Source organism: Halopseudomonas pachastrellae (assembly GCF_900114765.1).
Taxonomy (GTDB): Bacteria; Pseudomonadota; Gammaproteobacteria; order Pseudomonadales; family Pseudomonadaceae; genus Halopseudomonas; species Halopseudomonas pachastrellae.
This window is the reverse complement of sequence record NZ_FOUD01000008.1, coordinates 52,796-75,244: the sequence shown is the minus strand read 5'-3', so window position 1 is coordinate 75,244 and position 22,449 is coordinate 52,796. Positions and strand designations below refer to the sequence as shown.

Annotated in this window: 21 protein-coding genes; 10 read left to right on the top strand and 11 right to left on the bottom strand. The window is 62.1% G+C overall.

Features of this window, described 5'->3' with window-relative positions; all coding sequences use genetic code 11:
- Positions 1-64 precede the first annotated feature (64 nt).
- Both BM116_RS07880 and BM116_RS07875 read left to right on the top strand, forming a co-directional pair.
- Complete coding sequence (locus BM116_RS07880) at positions 65-457, top strand: DUF4870 domain-containing protein (RefSeq protein ID WP_083723949.1); 393 nt, start codon at positions 65-67, stop codon at positions 455-457.
- Positions 458-677: 220 nt separating this feature from the next.
- Positions 678-1,988 (top strand): CitMHS family transporter, encoded by a 1,311-nt coding sequence (locus BM116_RS07875; RefSeq protein WP_083723951.1) that lies wholly within the window; start codon positions 678-680, stop codon positions 1,986-1,988.
- A 36-nt stretch (positions 1,989-2,024) separates the two neighbouring features.
- Here BM116_RS07875 and BM116_RS07870 read toward each other — a convergent pair whose 3' ends face one another.
- On the bottom strand, positions 2,025-2,804 hold the full coding sequence (locus BM116_RS07870; RefSeq protein WP_083723953.1) for an exodeoxyribonuclease III: 780 nt from the start codon (positions 2,802-2,804) through the stop codon (positions 2,025-2,027).
- A gap of 72 nt (positions 2,805-2,876) precedes the next feature.
- Between BM116_RS07870 and pyrE the strand changes: the two genes are divergently transcribed.
- Both pyrE and BM116_RS07860 read left to right on the top strand, forming a co-directional pair.
- The gene (gene pyrE, locus BM116_RS07865; protein ID WP_083723955.1) at positions 2,877-3,521 is read left to right on the top strand and encodes an orotate phosphoribosyltransferase; all 645 of its coding nucleotides are present in this window, start codon (positions 2,877-2,879) and stop codon (positions 3,519-3,521) included.
- A gap of 130 nt (positions 3,522-3,651) precedes the next feature.
- Positions 3,652-4,242, top strand: a complete 591-nt coding sequence (locus BM116_RS07860; protein ID WP_083723957.1) for a hypothetical protein — start codon at positions 3,652-3,654, stop codon at positions 4,240-4,242.
- 33 nt (positions 4,243-4,275) lie between these two features.
- Here BM116_RS07860 and BM116_RS07855 read toward each other — a convergent pair whose 3' ends face one another.
- The 5 genes from BM116_RS07855 to coaBC are packed head-to-tail and all read right to left on the bottom strand — an operon-like array spanning position 4,276 to position 9,906.
- Positions 4,276-4,737 (bottom strand): acyl-CoA thioesterase, encoded by a 462-nt coding sequence (locus tag BM116_RS07855; protein ID WP_083723959.1) that lies wholly within the window; start codon positions 4,735-4,737, stop codon positions 4,276-4,278.
- On the bottom strand, positions 4,737-5,645 hold the full coding sequence (argB, locus tag BM116_RS07850) for an acetylglutamate kinase (RefSeq protein WP_083723961.1): 909 nt from the start codon (positions 5,643-5,645) through the stop codon (positions 4,737-4,739). Before argB ends, BM116_RS07855 begins: the two co-directional genes overlap by 1 nt.
- A gap of 23 nt (positions 5,646-5,668) precedes the next feature.
- A complete protein-coding gene (locus BM116_RS19295; RefSeq protein ID WP_083723963.1) occupies positions 5,669-8,191 on the bottom strand; it encodes a phosphomannomutase/phosphoglucomutase in 2,523 nt (840 codons plus the stop codon).
- 41 nt (positions 8,192-8,232) lie between these two features.
- On the bottom strand, positions 8,233-8,688 hold the full coding sequence (gene dut / locus BM116_RS07840) for a dUTP diphosphatase (protein WP_083723965.1): 456 nt from the start codon (positions 8,686-8,688) through the stop codon (positions 8,233-8,235).
- Positions 8,689-8,697: 9 nt separating this feature from the next.
- Positions 8,698-9,906 (bottom strand): bifunctional phosphopantothenoylcysteine decarboxylase/phosphopantothenate--cysteine ligase CoaBC, encoded by a 1,209-nt coding sequence (gene coaBC, locus BM116_RS07835; RefSeq protein ID WP_083723967.1) that lies wholly within the window; start codon positions 9,904-9,906, stop codon positions 8,698-8,700.
- Between the two features lie 123 nt (positions 9,907-10,029).
- Here coaBC and radC point away from each other — a divergent pair, with 123 nt between their 5' ends.
- The 3 genes from radC (at position 10,030) to rpmG (ending at position 11,294) form a co-directional block, all read left to right on the top strand.
- A complete protein-coding gene (gene radC, locus BM116_RS07830) occupies positions 10,030-10,704 on the top strand; it encodes a RadC family protein (protein ID WP_083723969.1) in 675 nt (224 codons plus the stop codon).
- A gap of 186 nt (positions 10,705-10,890) precedes the next feature.
- On the top strand, positions 10,891-11,127 hold the full coding sequence (rpmB, locus tag BM116_RS07825; RefSeq protein WP_083723971.1) for a 50S ribosomal protein L28: 237 nt from the start codon (positions 10,891-10,893) through the stop codon (positions 11,125-11,127).
- Positions 11,128-11,138: 11 nt separating this feature from the next.
- Positions 11,139-11,294, top strand: coding sequence for a 50S ribosomal protein L33 (gene rpmG / locus BM116_RS07820; RefSeq protein WP_083723973.1), 156 nt, complete (start codon positions 11,139-11,141; stop codon positions 11,292-11,294).
- Positions 11,295-11,368: 74 nt separating this feature from the next.
- Here rpmG and BM116_RS07815 read toward each other — a convergent pair whose 3' ends face one another.
- Both BM116_RS07815 and desA read right to left on the bottom strand, forming a co-directional pair.
- Positions 11,369-12,256 carry a peptidoglycan DD-metalloendopeptidase family protein gene (locus BM116_RS07815; protein WP_083723975.1) on the bottom strand — a complete coding sequence of 296 codons (888 nt, stop codon included), beginning with the start codon at positions 12,254-12,256 and terminating at the stop codon, positions 11,369-11,371.
- Between the two features lie 76 nt (positions 12,257-12,332).
- Entirely contained in the window at positions 12,333-13,514 is a 1,182-nt protein-coding gene (gene desA, locus BM116_RS07810) for a delta-9 fatty acid desaturase DesA (RefSeq protein WP_083723977.1), read from the bottom strand.
- Between the two features lie 147 nt (positions 13,515-13,661).
- Between desA and BM116_RS07805 the strand changes: the two genes are divergently transcribed.
- Entirely contained in the window at positions 13,662-15,926 is a 2,265-nt protein-coding gene (locus BM116_RS07805) for a putative bifunctional diguanylate cyclase/phosphodiesterase (RefSeq protein ID WP_169847218.1), read from the top strand.
- Between the two features lie 53 nt (positions 15,927-15,979).
- Here BM116_RS07805 and BM116_RS07800 read toward each other — a convergent pair whose 3' ends face one another.
- Positions 15,980-16,777 (bottom strand): undecaprenyl-diphosphate phosphatase, encoded by a 798-nt coding sequence (locus tag BM116_RS07800; RefSeq protein ID WP_083723981.1) that lies wholly within the window; start codon positions 16,775-16,777, stop codon positions 15,980-15,982.
- A gap of 244 nt (positions 16,778-17,021) precedes the next feature.
- Here BM116_RS07800 and BM116_RS07795 point away from each other — a divergent pair, with 244 nt between their 5' ends.
- Together BM116_RS07795 and BM116_RS07790 are read left to right on the top strand one after the other, a co-directional pair.
- Positions 17,022-18,041 (top strand): cyclase family protein, encoded by a 1,020-nt coding sequence (locus BM116_RS07795; protein ID WP_083723983.1) that lies wholly within the window; start codon positions 17,022-17,024, stop codon positions 18,039-18,041.
- A 270-nt stretch (positions 18,042-18,311) separates the two neighbouring features.
- Complete coding sequence (locus BM116_RS07790; RefSeq protein WP_083723985.1) at positions 18,312-20,435, top strand: methyl-accepting chemotaxis protein; 2,124 nt, start codon at positions 18,312-18,314, stop codon at positions 20,433-20,435.
- 217 nt (positions 20,436-20,652) lie between these two features.
- On the opposite strand, the gene BM116_RS07785 is transcribed toward BM116_RS07790, so the two are convergent.
- Both BM116_RS07785 and BM116_RS07780 read right to left on the bottom strand, forming a co-directional pair.
- Positions 20,653-21,582 (bottom strand): electron transfer flavoprotein subunit alpha/FixB family protein, encoded by a 930-nt coding sequence (locus BM116_RS07785; RefSeq protein ID WP_083723987.1) that lies wholly within the window; start codon positions 21,580-21,582, stop codon positions 20,653-20,655.
- A gap of 2 nt (positions 21,583-21,584) precedes the next feature.
- On the bottom strand, positions 21,585-22,334 hold the full coding sequence (locus tag BM116_RS07780) for an electron transfer flavoprotein subunit beta/FixA family protein (RefSeq protein WP_083723989.1): 750 nt from the start codon (positions 22,332-22,334) through the stop codon (positions 21,585-21,587).
- Positions 22,335-22,449: the final 115 nt, after the last annotated feature.

The following is a 22,449-nucleotide window of genomic DNA, read 5'->3' as shown; positions in this document are numbered from 1 at the left end:
TGACCTGCAAGTCTGTTAAAAAGGGGCATTCTCATTTGTTGACTATCTATGCAAGGAGTGCCCCATGACTGATCCTGTCGATCCTGCCGTAGAAGCCCCTGCTCCGCCGCCAGGCACGCCCAACTCAGAGGCCCGTCAGTGGGCGCTGATCGCCCATGTGTCTGCTCTGCTGGGTTTTGTCCTGCCGTTCGGTAACCTGATCGGTCCGCTGATTGTCTGGCAGCTGAAGAAGGATATGGACCCCTTTGTTGACGATCAGGGCAAGGAAGCACTGAACTTCCAGATCACCGTCACCCTGATGCTGGTGGTTTGCGTGCTGCTGATGCTGGTGTTGATCGGTATTTTGCTGGCCTGGGTGGTTGGCATTGCCGCCCTGGTGCTGGTGATCATCGCTGCCATCAAGTCCAATGAAGGCACCGCGTATCGCTATCCCTTCTGCTGGCGCCTGATCAAGTAGCGGCAGCCTGCGCTGACAAGGCCGAAGACGGGAAACTGTCTTCGGCCTTTTTATTGCCCGCAACACATCCCCTCACATTTCCCCTGTTTATACCGCCGTGGACCACAGGTTGGTGAAAGGTTGGCGCGCTAGGGTCCGTGCCGCATTGACCGTGACTGCAACCTGAAGCCCTTGGCGCCAGGCTGCGTGGCGCGCTACGAGAATAAAGAGGACTGTGACTGTGTTGACCCTGATTGGTCTGCTGACCATTGGCAGCCTGGTTGTGCTGCTGCTTGTCGGGCGTACCTCGCCCATTCTGCCGTTGATTGTGGTGCCGCTGCTGGGGGCGCTTTTCGCGGGCTTTGGTCCGGAAGCGATTTCCGGGTTCTTTACCGATGGTATTGGCCGGGTGACCGCCATTGCCACCATGTTCGTGTTCGCCATTACCTTCTTTGGTGTGTTGCAGGACACCGGCCTGTTTCGGCCGTTGATTGGCGGCATGGTCCGTTTGACCCGCGGTAACGTGATTGCCGTGACCGTGGCGACGGCTTTGATCGGCATGCTGGCGCACCTCGATGGCGCAGGCGCGACCACCTTTCTGCTGACGATTCCTGCCTTGCTGCCGCTGTACAGAAAGCTGCGTATGAGCCCGTATCTGATGCTGCTGTTGCTGGCGCTGGGCGCTGGTGTATTCAATATGCTGCCCTGGGCTGGCCCGCTGGGGCGCGCCTCGGCGGTCACTGGCGTGGATGTGACCGAGCTGTGGCGCCCGCTGATTGCCGTGCAGGTGGTGGGCGTTGTGCTGCTGCTGGCATTGGCGGCGTTGCTGGGCTGGCGTGAGCAGCGGCGAATTGCTGCAGGCCAGTGCGCAGACGAGGGCGTGCTGGTGGAAACTGGTACCGATCTGCACGAGCCCAGTGCCGAGGAGCGCGAGTTGGAGCGCCCGCAGATGATGTGGTTCAACGCGGCGCTGTTTCTGGTTGTGCTGGCGGCGCTGTTCAGTGGGGTATTGCCGGCCGGCTATATCTTCATGATTGGTCTGTGTCTGGTTCTGATGCTTAACTACCGCAGCAGCAAGGCGCAGATGCAGCGCATTGCTGCCCATGCCCCGGCAGCGCTGAGTATGGGCATGATCATCCTGGCGGCCGGTTCGATGCTGGGCGTGCTGACGGGTACCGGCATGCTGACCTCTATCGCCAAGGATCTGGTGCAGGTGCTGCCGGCCCCGCTGGTTGGCCAGTTGCACATCATTCTTGGGCTGTTCGGCCTGCCGATGGAGCTGATGCTGAGCACCGATGCCTATTACTTCGGTTTGCTGCCGGTAACCCTGGAGGTGGTGAGTGGTCTGGGTGTGGAGCCGGCCAGCGTGGTTTATGCACTGACCATCGGCAACATTATCGGCACCTTTATCAGCCCATTCTCACCGGCGCTGTGGCTGGCGTTGGGCCTGGCCGGCCTGGATCTGGGGCGGCACATCCGTTACGCGCTGTGGTGGATGTGGGGCTTTTCGCTGGTGCTGTTCGCTGTGGCCTGGGGGCTTGGCCTGTTCTGAGCGCAAGACACTGCCCGGTGCGCCGGGCAGTGAGCTTTAGATGGACAGCGTCCAGTCGTAGTCGATGATGACCGGTGCGTGCTGGGAGAAGCGTACGTTACGCGGAATTTTTGCCTGCTTGACGAAGCGGCGCAGCCCGGGCGTCAGGAACTGATAGTCAAAGCGCAGGCCAAGGTTGAGGTTTTCAGCCTGCTCGCTGTTGGGCCACCAGCTGTACAGCTCTGACTCACGCGTCACCTCGCGGGTCGCATCGACGTAACCCATAGTGCCGAAAATCTCGTCCATCCAGGCGCGCTCGGGCGCCATGAAGCCAGGCTCGTTCTGGCAGTCGCGCCAGTTCTTTACATCCAGCTTGAGGTGCGCCACGTACAGCGAGCCGCAGTAGATGAACTCGCGGCGCTTGCGGCGCTGCTTGTTCAGGTAGCCGGCAAAGTCATCCATGAACTTGAATTTCTGGTTCAGGTCGGCGTCGCCGTCACGGCCGGACGGCAGCAGCAGCGAGGCGATGCTGACCTTATCGAAATCGGCTTGCATGAAGCGACCGTAGCGGTCGGCGGTCTCAAAGCCCAGGCCCATGATGATGGCCTTGGGCGCGGTGCGGGTGTAGATGGCGACGCCGCCCTGGGAGGGGGTTTCGGCTTCAAAGCAGTACTGCCAGTAGCCGTCCAGCCAGTAAGGGTCCTGCTCGAGTTCGGGGGCGGTAACGCGAATGTCCTGCAGGCAGATTACATCAGCGTCCTGGGTGCGCAGCCAGTCAAACAGGCCTCGCTCGGCGGCGGCCTTCACTCCATTGACGTTGAGACTGATGATTCGCATGCGTGGCTCCCCAAAAAAGCAGGGTGTATGATACCCGACCTTTATGTAGTTTTGTTAATGATGAGGGTGCAGATGCACGAATATCAGCGGGAATTCATTCGTTTTGCCCTGGATCGCAATGTCTTGCGATTTGGCGAATTTACCCTCAAATCGGGCCGTAAAAGCCCCTATTTTTTCAACGCTGGCCTGTTTAACGATGGCGGCTCGCTGAGCCGGCTCGGACGCTTTTACGCCCAGGCGCTGGTGCACAGCGATTTGCCCGAAGTAGATGTCATCTTTGGCCCGGCCTACAAGGGCATCCCGCTGGCGGCCGTGACCGCCGTTGCCCTGGCTGACAGCTTTGACCGTGATCTGCCCTATTGTTTCAATCGCAAGGAAGCCAAGGACCACGGCGAGGGCGGCACGCTGGTCGGCGCGCCGCTGGAAGGCCGCGTGCTGATCATCGACGATGTGATCACGGCCGGCACCGCCGTGCGCGAGGTCATGCAGATCATTCAGCAGGCAGGCGCTACCCCGGCTGCGGTGATGATCGCGCTGGATCGTCAGGAGCGCGGCCAGGGCGAGCTGTCGGCGATTCAGGAAGTCGAGCGGGACTTTGGCATTCCGGTGATCAGCATAGTCAGCCTGAATCAGGTGATGGACTTCATCAAGGACGACGCTGAGCTGCAGCAGCACCTGCCGGCGGTTCAGGCCTACCGCGCCGAGTTCGGTATCTGATCCACGTTTGCGCAGGCGGCGGCTATAGTGGTTGTGATCAACGCTGCTACGGGTCGATATAGTGCCAACTGGCCATTAACCTGATACGGTTCACGCTGAACGCCTCGGGAACGGAAAGGAACCGCCTGCGATGAAATGGAAGATAACAAACGCTGCGCTGGCGCTGACCCTGCTGTGGTCGACGCAGACGATGGCCGAGCTTTATCGCTATGTCGATGACAAGGGTGTCACCGTGCTCGATAGCCGGGTGCCGCCCAAGTTCATCAGCCGTGGTTACGAAGTGCTCGACGCCCATGGGCGGGTCAAGCTGGTGGTGCCGGCGGCGCCGACTCCGGCAGAGCGCGATGCGCGCCGCGCGGCGCTGCAAGAGCAGGCGCAGCGTGACGCCGCAGATGCCACGCTGCTGCGCCTGTACAGCAGTGTTGCCGATCTGGACCGGGCGCAGCAACGTCAGCTGCAGCAGATCGACAACCAGATCACAGCGGCCAAAACCAATATTTCCGAGTTGCGCGATGAGCGCGAGACTCTGCAGTCGCGCGCCGCGAACCAGGAACGCGCCGGCAAGTCCGTCGATCAGTCGATTCTTGATCAGCTGGCTGCCGTGGATGCCGAGACTGGCCGCCTGCAGCGGTTGATCCAGCGCCAGGAGGAAGAGACGGTCAAGGTACGCGAGGACTTTGCCCGCAAGCGCGAGCGGCTGGAGTTTCTGCTCGGCGACTGAGCCGCACCGCTGTCACGCGGGCGGCCTGTCTTTTCAGCCCTGCACGGCCGGCGCAGCCTGCTCCGGCGCCACACACTCGAATGTCGTAACGTTCTGCTTGAAGCTGTCGGGAATGGGCGTTGGCCGGCGCGTGGTCTGATCGGCGTGCACGTAAACCACTTCGCCGCTCAGCAGCAGTTCATCGCCGCGGTAGATCGCTGCGACAAAGCGCATGCTGCTGTTGCCGAAGTAGGCCACCCGCATGTGCACATCCAGCAGGTCGTCGAACAGCGCCGGTGCCTTGTACTCCAGCACCGTCTTGGCGGCGAAAAACTCGCTGCCATCGAGCCCCTCACCCGGTTGTGCCCCCGCTGCTGCGCGCAAAGCGCGGTAGTACTCGGTCACGCCCACGTCGACGTAGTTGAGGTAGTGGCCGTTGAAGACGATACCCTGCGGGTCGGCCTCGGACCAGCGCACGCGCAGCGGCGTGCTGAATCGAAAGTCGCTCTTTAGCATCAGGCTTCGCGCACCTGATTGGTGATCAGGGTGCCAACGCCGGTATCGGTGAACAGCTCCAGCAGCACCGCATTGGGTACCCGGCCGTCAACGATGATAGCGCTGCCGACGCCGCCCTGCACCGCATCCAGTGCGCAGCGAATCTTCGGCAGCATGCCGCCGTAGATGGTGCCATCGGCAATCAGTGCATCAACCTGGCTGGTGCTCAGGCCTGTCAGCACCTTGCCGTCCTTGTCCATCAGGCCGGCGATGTTGGTCAGCAGCATCAGCTTCTCTGCGCCCAGTGCCTCGGCCACTTTGCCGGCAACCAGGTCGGCGTTGATGTTGTAGGAGGCGCCGTCGGTGCCCACGCCGATGGGTGCGATGACCGGGATGTAGTCATCGGAGACCAGGCGGTTGATCAGGTTGGCATTGACGCTGGAGACCTCGCCCACATGGCCGATGTCGATGATCTCGGGCTTGTCCATGCCGGGTGTATGACGGCTGACCTTGAGCTTGCGTGCCTTGATCAGGCCTGCATCCTTGCCGGTCAGGCCGATGGCGCTGCCGCCGTGCTGGTTGATCAGGTTGACGATGTCCTTGTTGACCTGGCCGCCGAGTACCATCTCGACCACGTCCATGGTCTGGCTGTCGGTCACGCGCATGCCTTCAATGAACTGGCTTTCGATATTCAGGCGCTTGAGTAGATCACCGATCTGCGGGCCGCCGCCGTGGACGACCACCGGGTTGATGCCGACGGTCTTCATCAGCACGATGTCGCGCGCGAAGCTGTTCTTGAGTTCATCGTTTTCCATGGCGTTTCCGCCGTACTTGATAACGATGGTCTTGCCGGTAAAGCGCTGGATGTAAGGCAGCGCTTCGGTCAGTACCCGGGAAACCTGGGCGGCGGCGTCGCGACTCAACATGATGCTCTGATGTCTCCTGCGGTGGTTCAGAATGTGGGTTTGAGGTCAGGCGCTACCGCCTGCAGGCGCTCGCGGAATAGGGTTTTGACCCGATTCAGCTCCTCGCTGCTGTCCGCTTCAAAGCGCATCACCAGCACTGGCGTGGTGTTGGAGGCGCGGATCAGGCCCCAGCTGTTGGCAAAGTCTACACGTATCCCGTCCAGGTTGGTGACCTGGCCTTCGCCCCAGTCGGCCTGCTCTGTGAGCAGGCGGATAATCTCGAATTTACGCTCCTCGCCAACCGTCAGGTTGATCTCGGGCGTGCTGATGCCGGCGGGGTAGCGGGCCATCACGGTATCGGCGTTGTCGGGCTGCATGGACAGTAGCTCGAGCAACCGACAGGCGCTGTAAAGGCCGTCGTCAAAGCCGTACCAGCGCTCCTTGAAGAACAGGTGGCCGCTCATTTCGCCACCGAGCAGGGCGCCGGTTTCTTTCATCTTGGCCTTGACCAGCGAATGGCCGGATTTCCACATCACCGGGCGTCCGCCGGCCTGGCTGATGATGCTGGGCAGCTGGCGCGAGCACTTCACGTCAAAGACGATGTCGGCGCCCGGGTTACGGGTAACGATGTCCTCGGCAAACAGCATCATCAGGCGGTCGGGGTAGATCAGCTCGCCCTTGTCGGTAACAAAGCCGAGGCGGTCGGCATCGCCGTCAAAGGCAACGCCCAGGTCGGCGCCGCTGCGCTCGACCATCTCGATCAGGTCGGTAAGGTTCTCCGGCTTGCCCGGGTCCGGGTGATGGTTGGGGAACAGGCCATCAACGTCGCAGTACAGCGGAATGACTTCGCAACCGATGCCGCTGAGCAGGCGTTCGGCAATGACGCCGCCAACCCCGTTGCCGCAATCGACCACCACCTTGAGCGGGCGGGCAATGACCACGTCGTCCACGATCTGCTGCAGGTAGCTGTCCAGCACTTCCAGCTGGTCGCGGCTGCCGCTACCGACGCGCAGGTTGTTCTGCTGCAGGCGTTGGTGTAGCGCCGTGATCTGGTCGCCAGAGAGGGTCTGACCGGCGATCACGATCTTCAGGCCGTTGTAGGCCGGCGGGTTGTGGCTGCCGGTGATCATCACGCCGGAGGTGGCGCCGCTGGTGTGGGTGGCAAAGTACAGCACCGGGGTGGGCACCATGCCGATGTCGCTGACCTGACAGCCGCTGTCCATCAGCCCCTGGATCAGCTGTTCGCTCAATGCCGGGCCGGACAGGCGGCCATCACGGGCGACCAGGACGCGCGTCTCACCGGCATCCACTGACGCGCTGCCGATGGCGCGGCCAAGCCAGTACACGCCTTCTTCAGTCAGGCTTTTGCCGACCACGCCACGGATATCGTAGGCGCGGAAGATCTCGGCGGGCAGGGCCGGGATGGCCTGGGCGCTGCTGGTCTGGCCGTCGCCATCCTGCATTGCGAAGGGGTCATCTTCGTCGAGGATGTCGATATCCAGCACTTCGCTGGATTGAAAGATCGGGTTGCTCAGCTCGTTGTCGACCGGTGGTGTCGGCTTGGCAGCGACGGGTTTGGGGGTATCTTCGCGCGGGCTGTTGGCGCCGACGGTCTGGCCGCTGCGCTTGACCAGCTGCATGATGTTCTGCGCGGGTGCTTCCAATGGGCCCAGCGTCAGGCCGCCAGCCTTGTGGCCCAGTGTCAGCCGGGTCAGGGTATTGGCGTCGGCACGCACGGCGCCGGTCCAGCCGCGTTGCAGCAACAGCAATGCAAACAGGCCGCCGAGCAGAGCCAGCAGGGCGCTGGCCACCAGCAGCAGGAGGTTCGGCGTCACGCTGGACAGGCCGCGTCCCGGTTGAAAGTCAATCTGCCAGGCCGGGTTGTCGGTTGCCAGTCTAATGCTCTCGCCGTGGCCCTCGCCCTGATCAAACAGCACCTGCTCGGGGCCGCCCGGAAACTGCTGAATCAAGCGCACACGGCCGTCACCTTCGGCCAACGCGGGCAGGCTGCCGAGCATGCGTGACAGCTGCATTACTGCCGTCAGGGTGCCGTTAGCAGGGGCGTTGGGGGAGGCGCGCAGCGGCTTGACGCCGTACAGCAGCCATTGGTCGCCAACCTGATGGGCTTCGACCGGTACCGGCAGGTCCCGCTCGGCGCGGCGAATCATGTCCAGCGCGGCAAAGTTGAGCGGGGCTGGCCCGTTTTCAATGCGCTCTGCTTTGCCGGGAGCGTGGGTATAGATGCCCAGGGTGTCGGCCTGGTGATAGCTGAGCAGACGATCCAGGGTAGGGCTGCCGCCCTGGCTCAGGGCGACCTGTAACTGCGGGTTGGCAGCGATGCGGGTGAGATCGCGATCGAGTTGGGCCATGCCCTGATTCAGGCCGCTGACCTGTTGGCTGGCGTAGCCCTTGACCAGCGCCTGGTTGAGGCTGCTGGCGTAGCCGCTCATGGCGACCCACAGCACGGCTGCGGCGGCCGCAATGCCGGCCATGGCCAGACCAACTGGTAGATTAACGCTGGGCAGCCCGGCGGGCTTGCTGGTGGTGGATGCTTTTCGGCTGAGTTTCATCTTCTTGTTTGCCTCCCTGCGAACATGATCGGGTATGACGGTCAGTGAGTCCCTGTGTGGCCAAATCCACCGGCGCCGCGCTGGCTGTCGTCAAACTCCTCGACAATCTGCAGTTGAGCCTGCAAGACCGGGACCAGAACCAGCTGTGCGATGCGCTCGCCCGGGTTGATGGTAAAGGCGCTGTTGCTGCGGTTCCAGCAGGAGACCATCAGTTGGCCCTGGTAGTCGGAATCGATCAGCCCGACCAGGTTGCCCAGCACGATGCCGTGTTTGTGGCCCATGCCCGAGCGCGGCAGGATCATGGCGGCCAGACCAGGGTCGGCGATGTGAATGGCCAGCCCGGTGGGCAGCAGCTCTGTCTGGCCAGGGGCCAGAGTCAGCGGGGCCTCCAGCATGGCGCGCAGGTCAAGGCCGGCGGAGCCTTCGGTGGCGTAGCTCGGCAGTGGCCATTCTTGGCCCAGGCGGGCGTCCAGTACTTTTGCTTGCAGCGCGTGCATCAGGGGTCCTTAGTGATTCAGTTGCCCGGCGATTCGGGCGATGATCTGGCGAGCCAGCTTTTGCTTGCTGGCCTGCGGCAGGCTGCAGCGCTCGAGCTGGCGGTCAATCAGGGTGACGGCGTTATCGTCACTATTAAAGCCGATCCCGCTCTGGCTGACATCATTGGCGACGATCAGGTCCAGTTTTTTGCGCTGCAGCTTGTCGGCAGCATAGTTGAGTACGTCGTGGGTTTCGGCGGCAAAGCCGACGCAGCAGTCGGGGCGCTGGCTATGCTCGGCCAGCGTAGCGAGGATGTCGGGGTTGCGCACCAGCGTCAGGGTCAGCCCGTCTTCGTTGGCGGTGTCCTTCTTCATCTTCTGGTCGGCAGCGCTGGCCGGGCGGTAGTCCGCCACCGCCGCCGAGGCAATAAAGATATCCGCCGGTAGCGCGGCCAGGCAGGCGTCGAGCATGTCCTGCGCGCTGGTCACGTCGATACGCTGAACGCGGGCAGGGGTGGGCAGGTTGACCGGCCCGGCCACCAGGGTGACCCGCGCGCCCGCTTCGGCGGCGGCCTCAGCCAGGGCGAAACCCATCTTGCCGGAGCTGTGGTTGGAAATGTAGCGCACCGGGTCGATGGCCTCGCGGGTGGGGCCGGCGTTGATCAACACATGGCGGCCGCTGAGCAGGCCGCGCTCGAAACAGTCGCTGGCCCGGGCGGCGATATCGGTCGGCTCCAGCATCCGACCGGGCCCGACGTCGCCGCAGGCCTGTCCGCCGTCGCCGGGGCCGAACACTTTTACGCCGCGCTCCAGCAGCTGCGTGAGGTTGTGTTGTGTGGCGGCATCGCGCCACATGGCCTGGTTCATGGCGGGCGCGATAGCGATGGGCGCGTCGGTCGCCAGCACCAGCGTGGTGAGCAGGTCGTCGCCGCGGCCCTGGGCCAGGCGCGCCATCAGGTCAGCCGTAGCAGGCGCGATCAGCACCAGATCGGCCCAACGGGCCAGCTCAATATGCCCCATAGCCGCTTCTGCTTCCGGGTCCAGCAGGTCGCCGTGCACCGGGTGGCCGGACAGCGCCTGCAGGGTCAGGGGCGTGATGAATTCGCGGGCGGCGTTGGTCATCACTACCCGGACCTCGGCGCCCGCATCGCGCAGGCGGCGAATCAGCTCTGCGCTTTTATAGGCGGCGATGCCACCACTGACACCCAGCACCACCTGCTTGTTGAATAACGACTGCATTGTGAACTCGCCCTCATGCTGCGCGCGGCGTCTTTGGAGACCCCACGAAATGCCCGCTACGATAGCACAGCCGCCATGTGTGGCGCTGCGCAGCACGGTGCTGTTGCACGACAGGGAGAGTCCATGCCGATTACCGATTGGCCGGTCAGTGAACGACCGCGAGAAAAGCTGTTGAGTCAGGGTGCGCCGGCGCTGTCTGACGCCGAATTGCTGGCGATTTTTTTGCGCACCGGCCTGCCCGGTTGCAGCGCGGTGGACCTGGCGCGTCAGCTGTTGACCAGTTTTGGCAGTTTGCGCGCTCTGCTGCAGGCTGATTTGCGTCAGTTTTCGGCCCATGCCGGGCTCGGGCCGGCCAAGTACGCGCAGTTGCAGGCGGTGCTGGAAATGGGACGGCGACATTTATTCGAGGATCTCAAGCGCGGCGATGCGCTGACCTCGCCGGGTGCGGTGCGGGCGTTTTTGCGCAGTCGGCTGGCCGCGCTACCGCACGAGGTCTTCGCCTGCCTGTTTCTGGACAACCAGCATCGGGTGATTGCCTTTGAGGAGTTGTTTCGCGGCACCATCGACAGCGCCAGCGTCTATCCGCGTGAGGTGCTCAAGCGGGCGCTGGCGCACAATGCGGCGGCGCTGATCCTGACCCACAACCATCCGTCGGGTGTAGCCGAGCCAAGCCAGGCCGACCTGCAGCTGACCCGGCGCCTGCGCGAGAGTCTGGCGCTGCTGGATATTCGGGTGCTCGACCATCTGGTGATTGGCGATGGTGACCCGGTTTCCATGGCCGAGCGCGGGTTGCTGTAACGACATTGCGCTGGAAAAGTCGTTGCCTGTGTTGACGCTTTTTGGTATAAAGCTCCGCTCTTCTCGGGGCTGCGCCTGTAATGTGTGTTTTCAGGCGGGTTAAATCCACTCGCCCCGGCTGGACAACAGATTCTTTTATGGCTTCCAACCAGTTTGGGTTGGGCAAGTGGTTGGAGAGGGTTAACCATGTCTCGAGTATGTCAGGTGACCGGCAAGGGCCCGGTTACTGGGAACAACGTTTCCCACGCTAACAACAAAACCAAACGTCGTTTTCTGCCTAACCTGCAGTACCATCGTTTTTGGGTTGAGTCGGAAAAGCGTTTCGTTCGTCTGCGCACTTCCGCCAAGGGCATGCGCATCATCGACAAGCGCGGCATTGATGCCGTGCTGACTGAAATCCGCGCCCGCGGCGAAAAAGTCTAAGGAGCATCATCATGCGTGAATTGATTCGTTTGGTGTCTTCTGCCGGTACTGGTCACTTCTACACTACCGACAAGAACAAGCGCACCACTCCCGACAAGATCGAAATCAAGAAATTCGATCCGGTCGTACGTAAGCACGTGACTTACAAGGAAGCCAAGATCAAATAAGATCTTCGCTTGCTGACAAAAAACCCGCTCTCGAGCGGGTTTTTTGTTGCCTGTGATTCAGCGTGCGGCAGCCTCTACGGCTCGCCGCCGATGGCGAAGTTCGGCAGGCTGTCGACGGGCTGGGCGAACTCGAAGGGGATGGAAACCGTCTGCAGGCCAACGTTCTTCTGTATGACAAAGTGCAGGTGCGGACCGGTACTGTTGCCGGTGTTACCGGACAGTGCGAGCTGCTGGCCGGGATTGACGCGCTGGCCTTCACGCACTTCAACCGAGCCGCGCTTGAGGTGCAGGTAGACGCCCATGGTGCCGTCGTCGTGCAGCAGGCGCACAAAGTTGCCCGAGGGGTTGGTGCCGCGGCCGCTCTGGTTGTTCTCGATCTTGACCACCTGGCCGGCGCGCGCTGCCACGATGGGGGTGCCCTCGGGCATGGCGATGTCAAAGGCATAGCGGCCCTTGACGCCGGTGTGGCTGTAGCGCCCGCCCGGGCCCTGGGTCATGCGGAAGGGGCCGCCGCGCCAGGGCAGTGGGTAGTGGGTCAGGGTTTGCTGGGCGCGGGGGTCGCCAAGGGCGTGCTCCAGCCGGTAGTCATAACTGGGTGCGCCATCAGCGGTGGGCTGCAGGGTGACCAGACGGATCTGTTGGCGTGGCGGCAATACCCAGTTGATGGGTTCGCTGGGTGCGCCAAGCACATTCTGGGCATTGCTGATGGTCAGGCGAATTTCGACCGGTGCATAAAGGTCGTTGTGGACAATCAGCGTCTCTCCGCCGGCATGGCGCTTCTTGGTCACATAGACCTCGCGGTCGACGTTCTCCACCATGGCATCGCGAAAGACAATAACCTGTGCACCGGCCACGCGTTGGTCGGTATAGGTGGTGACACCGTTGGCATCGGTGTACTTATAGATATTGCCGGCCAGCGCCAGGGGGCTGACCAGCAAGAGGGTTGGCAGTAAGGCACGCATCCGCTGCTACCTTTGTTGTGATTAGTGCTTTCTGGCGAGTCTAGCGCTGAACGCGGGCCATGGCGACCTGCATCTGTCAGCTGGCCGGGCGCAGGGAATAGGTGCGCAGCGAGTCGGCAAACTCCTGCAGCGCCTTGATACCGCTTTCTTCGGCCTGGTTACACCAGTCTTTCAGGGCCTGCAGCATCTCGTGGCTGTTGGCGCTGGTGCGTCCCCAGATCTGCTGCAGCGCCAGGCGCTTCTCGTAGATCACCTTGAGAGCCTGGCTATGCTCCAGCATGGTCTGAATGCGCGCCTGGTGGCGGTCGTCCAGCAGGGTGGTTTCGCGGCTGAGCAGGCGCTTGGCGCGGCGGAACAGGTGGCGAACCGATTCATCCATGCGCGCCAGTTCGCTGCGTACCGCAGGCTTGATGACCAGCTTGCGGTACTGGGCCATGATCTGGAAGCGGTTGTTGAGGATCGCCATGGCGGTGTCCATATCCAGGGTCTGCTTGCCCTCGACGCGGTGGGCGATGGGCGCGGTGCGGCGTACCTCGGCCAGGCCGAGCAGGCTGAACAGGCGAATCCACAGCCAGCCCATGTCGAACTCCCACTTCTTGACCGACAGCTTGGCCGAGTTGGGGTAGGTATGGTGGTTGTTGTGCAGCTCTTCGCCGCCAATCAGGATGCCCCAGGGCAGGATGTTGGTGGCCGCGTCACGGCACTCGAAGTTGCGATAGCCCAGGGCATGGCCCAGCCCGTTGATGACGCCGGCAGCGAGCACGGGAATCCACATCATCTGTACCGCCCAGACGGTGATGCCGAGCACGCCGAACAGCGCCAGATCGATAATGGCCATCAGCGTGACGCCGGCAATCGGGAAGCGGCTGTAAAGGTTGCGCTCAATCCAGTCATCGGGGCAGTTCTTGCCGTAGATGCGCAGGGTTTCCTCGTTCTTGGCCTCTTCCATGTAAAGCTCTGCGCCTTTGCGCAGCACGGTGCCCAGGCCCTTGTGAACGGGGCTGTGGGGGTCGTCGGGGGTTTCGCACTTGGCGTGGTGTTTGCGGTGGATGGCGGTCCACTCGCGGGTGTTCATGCTGGTGGTGAGCCAGAGCCAGAAGCGGAAAAAGTGCTTGAGCGCCGGGTGCAGCTCAAGAGAGCGGTGCGCCGAGTAGCGATGCAGGTACACTGTGACGCTGACGATGGTAATGTGCGTCAGGACAAGCGTGACTGCAATCAGTTGCCACACAGACAGATCAAGTAAGCCGTTGTACCACATAAAGCTAGAATACCTCGTTAGAATACGCAGGCGTCAGGCCTGCGTCGGGCCGATTATGGACCAACAGATGTACGATGAACATGACCGCGGGTCGCCCAGGCCCCCTTGCTATAGTTACCGAATGTTGATTGCCTGCGGATGGCCGGTATGACCGCGAACGCTTGGGCCTGGGTCGTCACTCTTTCCTACGTGCTGGTTGCGACCTTGTGGGTGCTGTTCAGTGACGGCTTGCTGCTGATGCTGGCGCTGGAGGATCAGCAGCGCCTGCAGAGCCTTAAAGGCGTTGGTTTTGTGTTGGTAACCGGTGCGCTGCTGTTTTTTTCTGTGCGCTACCACTTGCGTCGCCGCAGGCAGCAGGAAGACGCCCTGCGACTTGGGAGTGAGCGCTTTGATCTGGCGCTGATCGGCGGCAATGACGGCATCTGGGATTGGGATATCGTCAACAAGAGTTTGTACCTGTCGCCGCGCAGCTGCGAGCTATTCGGCCTGCCGGTCGGCAGTTCGCCGTTGGGAGACTGGCAGCACCTGCTGGCCGCAGAGGATCGCGCAGCCGTGCATGCGGCCCTGGTGCAGCACCTGAGGGGCACCACCGAACGCTTGGACATTACCTATCGCCTGGCCCGGCCTGTGAACGGGGTCAGCTGGGTGCATGCCGGTGGGCGTGCTCTGCGCGACGCCGAAGGCCGCGCCACGCGGTTGGTTGGCGTGGTGCGCGATGTCAGCGAGCAGGTCGCGCGGGAGACGCGGCTGCTTCAGGCCGGCGTGATGTTCGACTGCACCAGCGAGGGCATGCTGATCTGTGACGCCGGGCAAAACATCATTGACGTCAACAACGCCTTCTGCAAGATCACCGGTTACCGAGCCGAGGAAGTGATTGGTCGCCAGCCGAACCTGTTGGCGTCCGGCCGTCACGACAGCGACTTTTACCGCCAGATGTGGCAGCAGCTGATGTGCAGCGGACGGTGGTCCGGGGAAATCTGGAACCGACGCAAAAATGGCGAGATTTATCCGCAGTGGCAGAACATCATCGCGGTACGCGACCAGCGCGGCGAGCTGAGCCACTTTGTTGCGGTTTTTGCTGACATGAGTACGCTTAAGCGCACCCAGGAAGAAATTGACTACCTGGCCCACCATGACCCCTTGACCAAGCTGCCCAATCGCCTGCTGCTGACCGAGCGCCTGAACACGGCGATGGCGCGTACCCGTCGTCAGGACAGCGAGTTGGCGCTGCTGTTTATCGACCTGGACCGGTTCAAAGGCGTCAACGACAGCCTGGGCCACAATGCCGGTGACCAGTTGCTGCAACTGGTTGCCCAGCGCCTTTTGCAGCTGTGTGATGACAGCGACACCCTGGCGCGCCTGAGCAGCGATGAGTTCGCCCTGCTGCTGGAGCGCCCGCTTGGGGTTGAGCAGTTGGGCAAGCTGGCAGAGAGCATTCTGCAGCTGCTGCAGACCCCCTTTGATCTGGCGGGCCATCTGGTGCACATGAGTGCCAGTGTTGGTCTGGCGATGTTCCCGACAGACGCTGCAGATGGGGCGGAGCTGCTCAAGAACGCCGGCTCGGCGATGTCGGTGGCCAAGCAGCGAGGCGCCAACAGCTATGCCTTTTATACCCAGGATATGACAGAGCAGGCGCGGCTGCGGCTGACGCTGGAAACCGACCTGCACGAGGCCATCCAGCGTGGCCAGCTGCGCGTGCACTATCAGCTGCAGAAAGCCTTCGACAGTGGTCGCTGGGTCAGTGTCGAGGCGCTGGTGCGCTGGCAGCATCCGGTGCGCGGCCTGATTGCCCCCGGCGAGTTCCTCGCGGTGGCGCGCCAGACCGGCCTGATTGCCGACATTGACGAGTATGTGCTGGAGGAGGCCTGTCGCCAGCTGCGCAGCTGGCGGGATGCCGGTTATGACGTTAGCTCGGTCGCGGTCAACATGTCCGGATTCTGGATGGAGCGCGGCGACATTGTCGGGCGGGTTCAGCAGGCGCTGGAGCGCCACGCACTGCCGCCCGAGTGCCTGGAGCTGGAGGTCACCGAGGATGAAATGATGCACTTCGGTGAGAAGGGCGTGGCGCTGCTGGACCGCCTGGCTGCGTTGGGCGTTGGCCTGGCCATTGATGACTTTGGTACCGGCCATTCGTCACTGCTGCGGCTCAAGCGCATGCCGGTAAACAAGCTGAAGATCGATCGCGGCTTTGTGGTTGATCTGCCCTGCAGCGACAGTGACAGCGCCATGGCCCGGGCCATCATTGCGCTGGGCAAGAGCCTGCATCTGCGGGTCATTGCCGAGGGGGTGGAGACTGCGGCGCAGGAGACGTTGCTGCGCGATCTGGGGTGCGATCTGGGGCAGGGCTATCTGTATAACCGGCCCATGCCTGCCACCGAGCTGGAGAGCATGCTGGACCGGGTGCAGAGCTAGCTGATCAACTGCACTGTCGTGCTGTGCAATTGATCAGCCCCGTGCCATGGCCCTTACAGAAAGATCCACAGCAGCAGCGCGCCCAGCACAATGCGGTACACCACGAACGGCTGCATGCCGATGCGCTTGATGAAGGCCAGGAAGTAGTGGATGCACAGGTAGGCGCTGATGCCGGAGAGCACCACGCCCGCCGCCATCTGCAGCCAGTCTACGGCCACCTGGCTTTTGATCAGTTCAATGGTTTCCAGGCCGCAGGCCAGCACGATTACCGGAATCGACAGCAGGAACGAGAAGCGCGCCGAGGCCTCGCGGCTCAGCCCCAGCATCAGCGCGGCGGTCATGGTGATGCCCGAACGCGAGGTGCCCGGGAACAGCGCCAGTGCCTGCGCGCAGCCAATGAACAGCACGTCCTTCCAGTTCATCTGATACTCGCTGCGGCTGCCGCGAAAGCGCCAGTCCGCCCACCCCAGCAGCAGGCCAAAGCCAATCAGCCCGATCGACAGGTAGATCGGCGAGCGCAGTACGGTCTCCACGGTATCTTTCAGCAGCAGGCCGGCCAGCCCCACCGGGATGGTGCCAAGGATCACCGCCCAGGCCAGTTTGGCATCGGCGTCCAGCTGGCGGGTATGCAGCGAGCGCGTCCAGCTCTGCAGCATGTTGATGATGTCCTGACGAAAATAGATCAGCACTGCCGACAGGCTGCCCAGGTGCAGCGCCACGTCAAAGGCCAGGCCCTGATCGGGCCAATCGGTCAGTACCGGCACCAGAATCAGGTGGGCAGAACTGGAAACGGGAAGAAATTCGGTAATGCCCTGAACAATTGCCAGGATGACGACCTGCAGCCAATCCATGTTGACGCTGTGCTCCGTGAGTTAAGGGTGGTCGGACGCCTTTGGCGTCGCTGATGCAAAAGACGCGCAAGTAAAGCACGCCGGCGTGCCGGGCGCGACCCTTTGGGCGGCTGAGCAGCGCTTCTCTTGCTGATTATGCGTAATCAACACGCTCATTGATCGACCGACGGGGTGATGGTTCCGTGTTCACATTGCGTGGCATTGTCGAACAAATAAAACAACAGACAGCAGGCAGGAGACACATATGCGCTGGACACATCGACCCGAGGGTTCCAACTGGGGTGACTTTGGTGCCGACGACGAACTGGGTCGGCTCAATTTGCTGACCGCAGACAAGGTGCTGCAAGGCGTGGCCGAGGTGCGTGAAGGCCGCAGCTTTTGTCTGAGCCTGCCGCTCGACTACCCAGGCGGCAATGCGCTCAATCGCCTGCGCCACCCGCCGCGGCGCTTTACTTCCGGACGCGGCGACAAGCTTAACTACAACTTCGAGCTGCATCGGATGAACCCGGACTTTACCGACGTGGTCAGCGACGATGCCGTATTGCTGTATACCCAGTACTCGACCCAATGGGATGCGCTGTCACATGTGGGCGGCCTGTTTGATGCCGATGGCGACGGCGTGCCCGAGCCGCTGTATTACAACGGCTGGAAGGCCGGAGAGCATATCTGCGGGCCAGCCGGGCACGAGGACGCGCTGGAAGGAGTGAATGCGGCGCGGCTGGGCATCGAGAAGATGGCTGAAACGGCGGTGAGTGGCCGCGCGGTGCTGATTGATCTGGAGCGCCACTGCGGCCGTGAGCGGGTGCTGGTCGACTACGCCCGGCTGCAGCAGATCATGCAGGCTGACGGCGTGGTGGTAGAGCCGGGCGATATGGTCTGTCTGTACACCGGGTTTGCCGATGTGATTCTGGAGATGGCGCGTGAGCCCGATGCGCAACGTCTGGCATCGAGCTGCGCGGTGCTCGACGGGCGTGATCCGGCGCTGCTGCAGTGGATCACCGACAGCGGTCTGAGTGTGCTGATTGCCGACAACTACGCGGTGGAGGCCTACCCGGCGCGTGAAGGCGAGGGCTGCTGCGCTGCCTTGCCGCTGCATGAGCATTGCCTGTTCAAGCTGGGCATTCACCTGGGCGAGCTGTGGTATCTGACCGAACTGGCTCAGGCGCTGCGCCAGCTCGGCCGACAGCGCTTTATGCTGACGGCGCCACCGCTGCGCCTGCCCGGCGCAGTCGGCTCGCCCGTGTCGCCGGTTGCACTGATCTAGGGCGTCTCTGGCCCTGCCATCAGCTAGCCTGCCCGCTAGCAAGCCGGTAAAACCCGACCATCTGGACAAGTAGGGTTTCGTTTTGGTGCGCCAGCCCCGCGCTGGTGCCCTTTCGTGTTCAATTGTGGTGCATCGCCGGGTGCTTGTTGATGCCCGGGTGGCCGTATTACGCCTGTATGGCGGGGTGCCACTATAGTGGTGTGCTTTTTGCAAACGTCTTGTTCCGACTCATTCTGCGAGGCCGCCACCGTGACCCTTCGAAGCGATCAAATGAATCTGTCTGCAGCCGAACGTCGTTGGCTGCCGTGGTTTGGTCCCAGCGGCAAGCTGGCCATGGGCTGGGCCTGCTGGGTCAACCAGAACCGCTACGCGCAGCTGGAGTCGATCTTTGACAGCTTCGCAGCTACTCGGGTGCGCCTGCTGCAGCAATGGTGCGAGAACCAGTGGAGTGGTCTGCAGAGCGTTGCCCAGCATCTGGGTGACGACATCGGCGCGATTGACGAGGCCACCTTGCTCAAGCTGCGCAACAAGCTGCCGGATGCCTCCGAACTGTTCCTGCTCGACAGCACTGGTCAGCCTCAATGCAGCAGTGCCGGCCAGCTGGGCAGTCTGCAGCCAGAGCCCCAGGCGGTGCGCGCCGGCCTGCAGCACCGCTTTCTGCACGGCCCTTATGTCGACCAGCGCACCCGTCAGCTGGGGCCGTCCACCTCCAGTTTCCATGACGCCGTCACCCTGATGTTTTACTTGCCGCTTAGTAACGCGGCCGGGGCGCCGCTGGGTTGCCTGTGCGCCCGGATCCCCAACGACGTGCTGGGTGATCTGATTCAGCGCGAGGCCGGGCATATCTATCAGGAGTCCGGCGACAATTACATCTTCATGGTTGAGTCGCGCTTCAACCCGAGTATCGAGCCCGGGCGGGCGCTGTCGCGCTCGCGTTTTGAAGACAGTACTTTCAGTCACGGAGACAACCTGAAAAGCGGCATCAAAACCGGATGGGGCACCGTCTCAGTGCGTGAGCACACCGAGTTCGAGGTGCGCTTTACCGACCCGGCGACCGGTGAGTTGCACCCGGGTGTGCGTGAAACCATCCGTCACGGCGAAAACCTCTACGTCAAATATCCCGGCTATTCCGATTACCGGCACATTCCGGTCATCGGCAAGGGCGTTACCTTCAGCCTGCCCGGCTCGCCTGATCGCTGGGGCATGATGTGCGAGGCTGACCTGGAAGAGGTTTATCGCTACCGCTCGCTCAGCTTCTCGCTGATGAAGCAGTTCTGGTTGCTGGCGGTGCTGGTGTTTGCGGCGCAGCTGGGGTTTGCCTGGGCCGGTCTGCAGGGTTGGGCCATGCATCTGGCGCACGTTGGCATTCTGTTGGGTGCGGGCTTGTGGTTCCGCTTTGCCGCAACGCGCAAGCTGGCTCGCCGGCTGGGCCGCATGACCGAGATCATCCGCAATATTGCCGAGGGCGAGGGCAATCTCAGCCAGCGCATGGACACTACCCGCCTGGTGGCCGACGAGACCGGCGAGCTGGGGCGCTGGATCAACAGCTTTATCGACAACCTCGACACCATCGTGGGCCGGGTCAAGCAGGCCAGCCGCCACGCCTTGCAAAACAGCGAGCAGATGCTTGGCCGCAACCAGCAGGCCAGTGATACTGCCGAGGAAGTGACCACCAATATCCAGCAGATGCTCACCATGATCGAAGCGCAGCTGCAGACGGTGAACTCCGCCTCGGAAACCGCAGCGCAGATGAAAGCCAATATGGCGTCGGTGGTCGAGGCAGCACGTGCCCGGCTGGACACTGTCACCAGCGGCACCCGAAAGATCCGCGACATCGTTGAAAGCTCGGCGGCCAGCGTGCAGGTGCTGGATAACCGGACCGGCGAGATCGTCGGCATGGTGTCGCTGATCACCGACATCACCAGCCAAACTAACCTCTTGGCACTCAACGCGGCTATCGAAGCTGCGCGCGCAGGCGAACACGGACGAGGCTTTGCCGTGGTCGCCGATGAGGTTCGAGCACTGGCCTCGCGCACCGCCAAGGCGGCAGAGGAGATCAGCCAGGGTATCACCAGCATCCGCGACGCCACTCGCCAAACCGTGGTCGTCATGGAGCGTGGCGTGGCCGACGTCGACGTGCAGCTGCAACAGGCCGCCAGCGCCTCCGATGACAACGACCTGCTGCACAAGACCGTGGAGGAATTGTTCGAGGTGATCTCGGTGATGGACACCAACAGCAAGGAACACGGCCGCCAGGCAGGCCACGTCGCCGACGCAACCCGCTCGATGAGCCAGGTAATCACCGCACTGCGCGCCAGCTCCGGGCAGGTGAAGGAAACCGCATCGCGGCTGCATCAGTTGTCGGATACGTTTCAGGTTAGCGCCGACCGCTAGGCCAGCAACGCTGGCCTAGCGGTAGCGGCAAGCTTCAAGCCGCAAGCTACAAGTTACAAGCAAAGGCAAACCCAGGCACGTGCTGGTTTGGCTGTTTCTTGCAGCTTGTAGCTTGAAGCTTGCAGCTGCCTTCTAAAGAAAAACCCCGGCTCTTGCGAGTCCGGGGTTTTCTTGCAGCTTGCGGCTTGAAGCTTGCCGCTGGCTCTAAGCCGTCGGCTTAGAGCTTACCTTCCAGCTCCGGTACCGCCTCGAACAGGTCGGCAACCAGGCCGTAGTCGGCTACCTGGAAGATCGGCGCTTCTTCGTCCTTGTTGATCGCAACGATCACCTTGGAGTCTTTCATACCGGCCAAGTGCTGGATGGCGCCGGAGATGCCGACCGCAACGTACAGCTGCGGCGCAACGATCTTGCCGGTCTGACCAACCTGCATGTCGTTCGGTACAAAGCCTGCGTCAACCGCGGCGCGCGAGGCACCTACAGCAGCGCCCAGCTTGTCGGCGACCTTGTACAGCATTTCGAAGTTGTCGCCGTTCTGCATGCCGCGGCCACCGGAGATGACGATCTTGGCGCCTGCCAGTTCCGGACGGTCGGACTTGGCCAGCTCTTCGCCAACAAAGCTGGAGGTGCCAGCGTCGTGGGCAGAGGCAACGGCTTCAACGGCAGCGCTGCCGCCTTCGGCCGCAACGGCGTCAAAGCCGGTGGCGCGTACGGTGATGACTTTGATGGCGGCGCTGGATTGCACGGTGGCAATCGCGTTACCGGCGTAGATCGGGCGCTTGAAGGTGTCAGCGCTCTCAACAGCAGTGATCTCGGAGATCTGATCAACGTCCAGCAGCGCAGCAACGCGCGGCAGGTAGTTTTTACCATTGGTGCTGGCCGGCGCCAGGATGTGAGTGTAACCCTTGCCCAGCTCAGCGATCAGCAGGGAAACGTTTTCCGGCAGCAGGTTTGCGTAGGCAGCGTTATCAGCCAGCAGGACCTTGCTTACGCCAGCAACTTTGGCAGCGGCGTCAGCAACGGCTGCGCAGCCAGCGCCGGCAACCAGTACATCGATGTCGCCACCGATAGCCTGAGCGGCCGCAACGGTGTTCAGAGTAGCTGCGTTCAGCTCGGCGTTGTTGTGTTCAGCAATAACCAGAATGCTCATGTTCAGATCACCTTGGCTTCGTTCTTCAGTTTGTCGACCAGCTCGTCAACGCTCTTGACCTTGATGCCAGCACTGCGGGCAGCCGGGGCTTCAACCTTCAGGGTGGAGACGGTGGAGGCAGTGCTCACACCCAGGTCTTCCGGCTTGAGGGTTTCCAGCGGCTTTTTCTTGGCCTTCATGATGTTCGGCAGCGACGCGTAGCGCGGCTCGTTCAGACGCAGGTCAGTGGTAACAATGGCCGGCAGTTTCAGCGCAACGGTCTGCAGACCGCCGTCGATTTCGCGGGTGACTTTGACGCTGTCGCCTTCAACGGCAACTTCAGAGGCAAAGGTGCCCTGAGCGTAGCCAGACAGTGCAGCCAGCATCTGGCCAGTCTGGTTGTTGTCGGAGTCGATGGCCTGCTTGCCGAGGATAACCAGCTGCGGCTGCTCTTTATCAACAACGGCTTTCAGCGCCTTGGCGATGGCCAGGGAGCTCAGCTCCTCTGCGGACTCAACCAGAACAGCGCGGTCGGCGCCCAATGCCAGGGCGGTACGCAGTTGTTCCTGGGCGGCAGTCGGGCCGACAGTGACAGCGACGATTTCGGTCGCAACGCCTTTTTCTTTCAGGCGTACGGCTTCTTCTACGGCGATTTCGCAGAAGGGGTTCATCGACATCTTGACGTTGGCCAGGTCAACACCGGAGTTATCGGCCTTGACGCGAACCTTGACGTTGTAATCGACCACGCGCTTAACGGCAACGAGGATTTTCATGGACGTTAGTCCTCCACAAGTCTTGAGACGCCCGCGGGCGCACGACGTTAAAAGGGGTGCATAGGATACCGGGCAGATTCAGCGCCCGAAAGTACAAATTGTCGCTTTGTTGGAC

Bases quoted from the DNA above. Each gene is read 5' to 3' on its own strand.
- BM116_RS07790 (WP_083723985.1), top strand. From the start codon at position 18,312: ATGAATCTGTCTGCAGCCGAACGTCGTTGGCTGCCGTGGTTTGGTCCC.
- BM116_RS07855 (WP_083723959.1), bottom strand. From the start codon at position 4,737: ATGCTAAAGAGCGACTTTCGATTCAGCACGCCGCTGCGCGTGCGCTGG.
- BM116_RS07795 (WP_083723983.1), top strand. From the start codon at position 17,022: ATGCGCTGGACACATCGACCCGAGGGTTCCAACTGGGGTGACTTTGGT.
- rpmB (WP_083723971.1), top strand. From the start codon at position 10,891: ATGTCTCGAGTATGTCAGGTGACCGGCAAGGGCCCGGTTACTGGGAAC.
- dut (WP_083723965.1), bottom strand. From the start codon at position 8,688: ATGCACGCGCTGCAAGCAAAAGTACTGGACGCCCGCCTGGGCCAAGAA.
- BM116_RS07800 (WP_083723981.1), bottom strand. From the start codon at position 16,777: ATGGATTGGCTGCAGGTCGTCATCCTGGCAATTGTTCAGGGCATTACC.
- radC (WP_083723969.1), top strand. From the start codon at position 10,030: ATGCCGATTACCGATTGGCCGGTCAGTGAACGACCGCGAGAAAAGCTG.
- rpmG (WP_083723973.1), top strand. From the start codon at position 11,139: ATGCGTGAATTGATTCGTTTGGTGTCTTCTGCCGGTACTGGTCACTTC.
- BM116_RS07860 (WP_083723957.1), top strand. From the start codon at position 3,652: ATGAAATGGAAGATAACAAACGCTGCGCTGGCGCTGACCCTGCTGTGG.
- BM116_RS19295 (WP_083723963.1), bottom strand. From the start codon at position 8,191: ATGAAACTCAGCCGAAAAGCATCCACCACCAGCAAGCCCGCCGGGCTG.
- BM116_RS07815 (WP_083723975.1), bottom strand. From the start codon at position 12,256: ATGCGTGCCTTACTGCCAACCCTCTTGCTGGTCAGCCCCCTGGCGCTG.
- desA (WP_083723977.1), bottom strand. From the start codon at position 13,514: ATGTGGTACAACGGCTTACTTGATCTGTCTGTGTGGCAACTGATTGCA.
- BM116_RS07880 (WP_083723949.1), top strand. From the start codon at position 65: ATGACTGATCCTGTCGATCCTGCCGTAGAAGCCCCTGCTCCGCCGCCA.
- BM116_RS07805 (WP_169847218.1), top strand. From the start codon at position 13,662: ATGACCGCGAACGCTTGGGCCTGGGTCGTCACTCTTTCCTACGTGCTG.
- BM116_RS07785 (WP_083723987.1), bottom strand. From the start codon at position 21,582: ATGAGCATTCTGGTTATTGCTGAACACAACAACGCCGAGCTGAACGCA.
- pyrE (WP_083723955.1), top strand. From the start codon at position 2,877: ATGCACGAATATCAGCGGGAATTCATTCGTTTTGCCCTGGATCGCAAT.
- BM116_RS07780 (WP_083723989.1), bottom strand. From the start codon at position 22,334: ATGAAAATCCTCGTTGCCGTTAAGCGCGTGGTCGATTACAACGTCAAG.
- coaBC (WP_083723967.1), bottom strand. From the start codon at position 9,906: ATGCAGTCGTTATTCAACAAGCAGGTGGTGCTGGGTGTCAGTGGTGGC.
- BM116_RS07870 (WP_083723953.1), bottom strand. From the start codon at position 2,804: ATGCGAATCATCAGTCTCAACGTCAATGGAGTGAAGGCCGCCGCCGAG.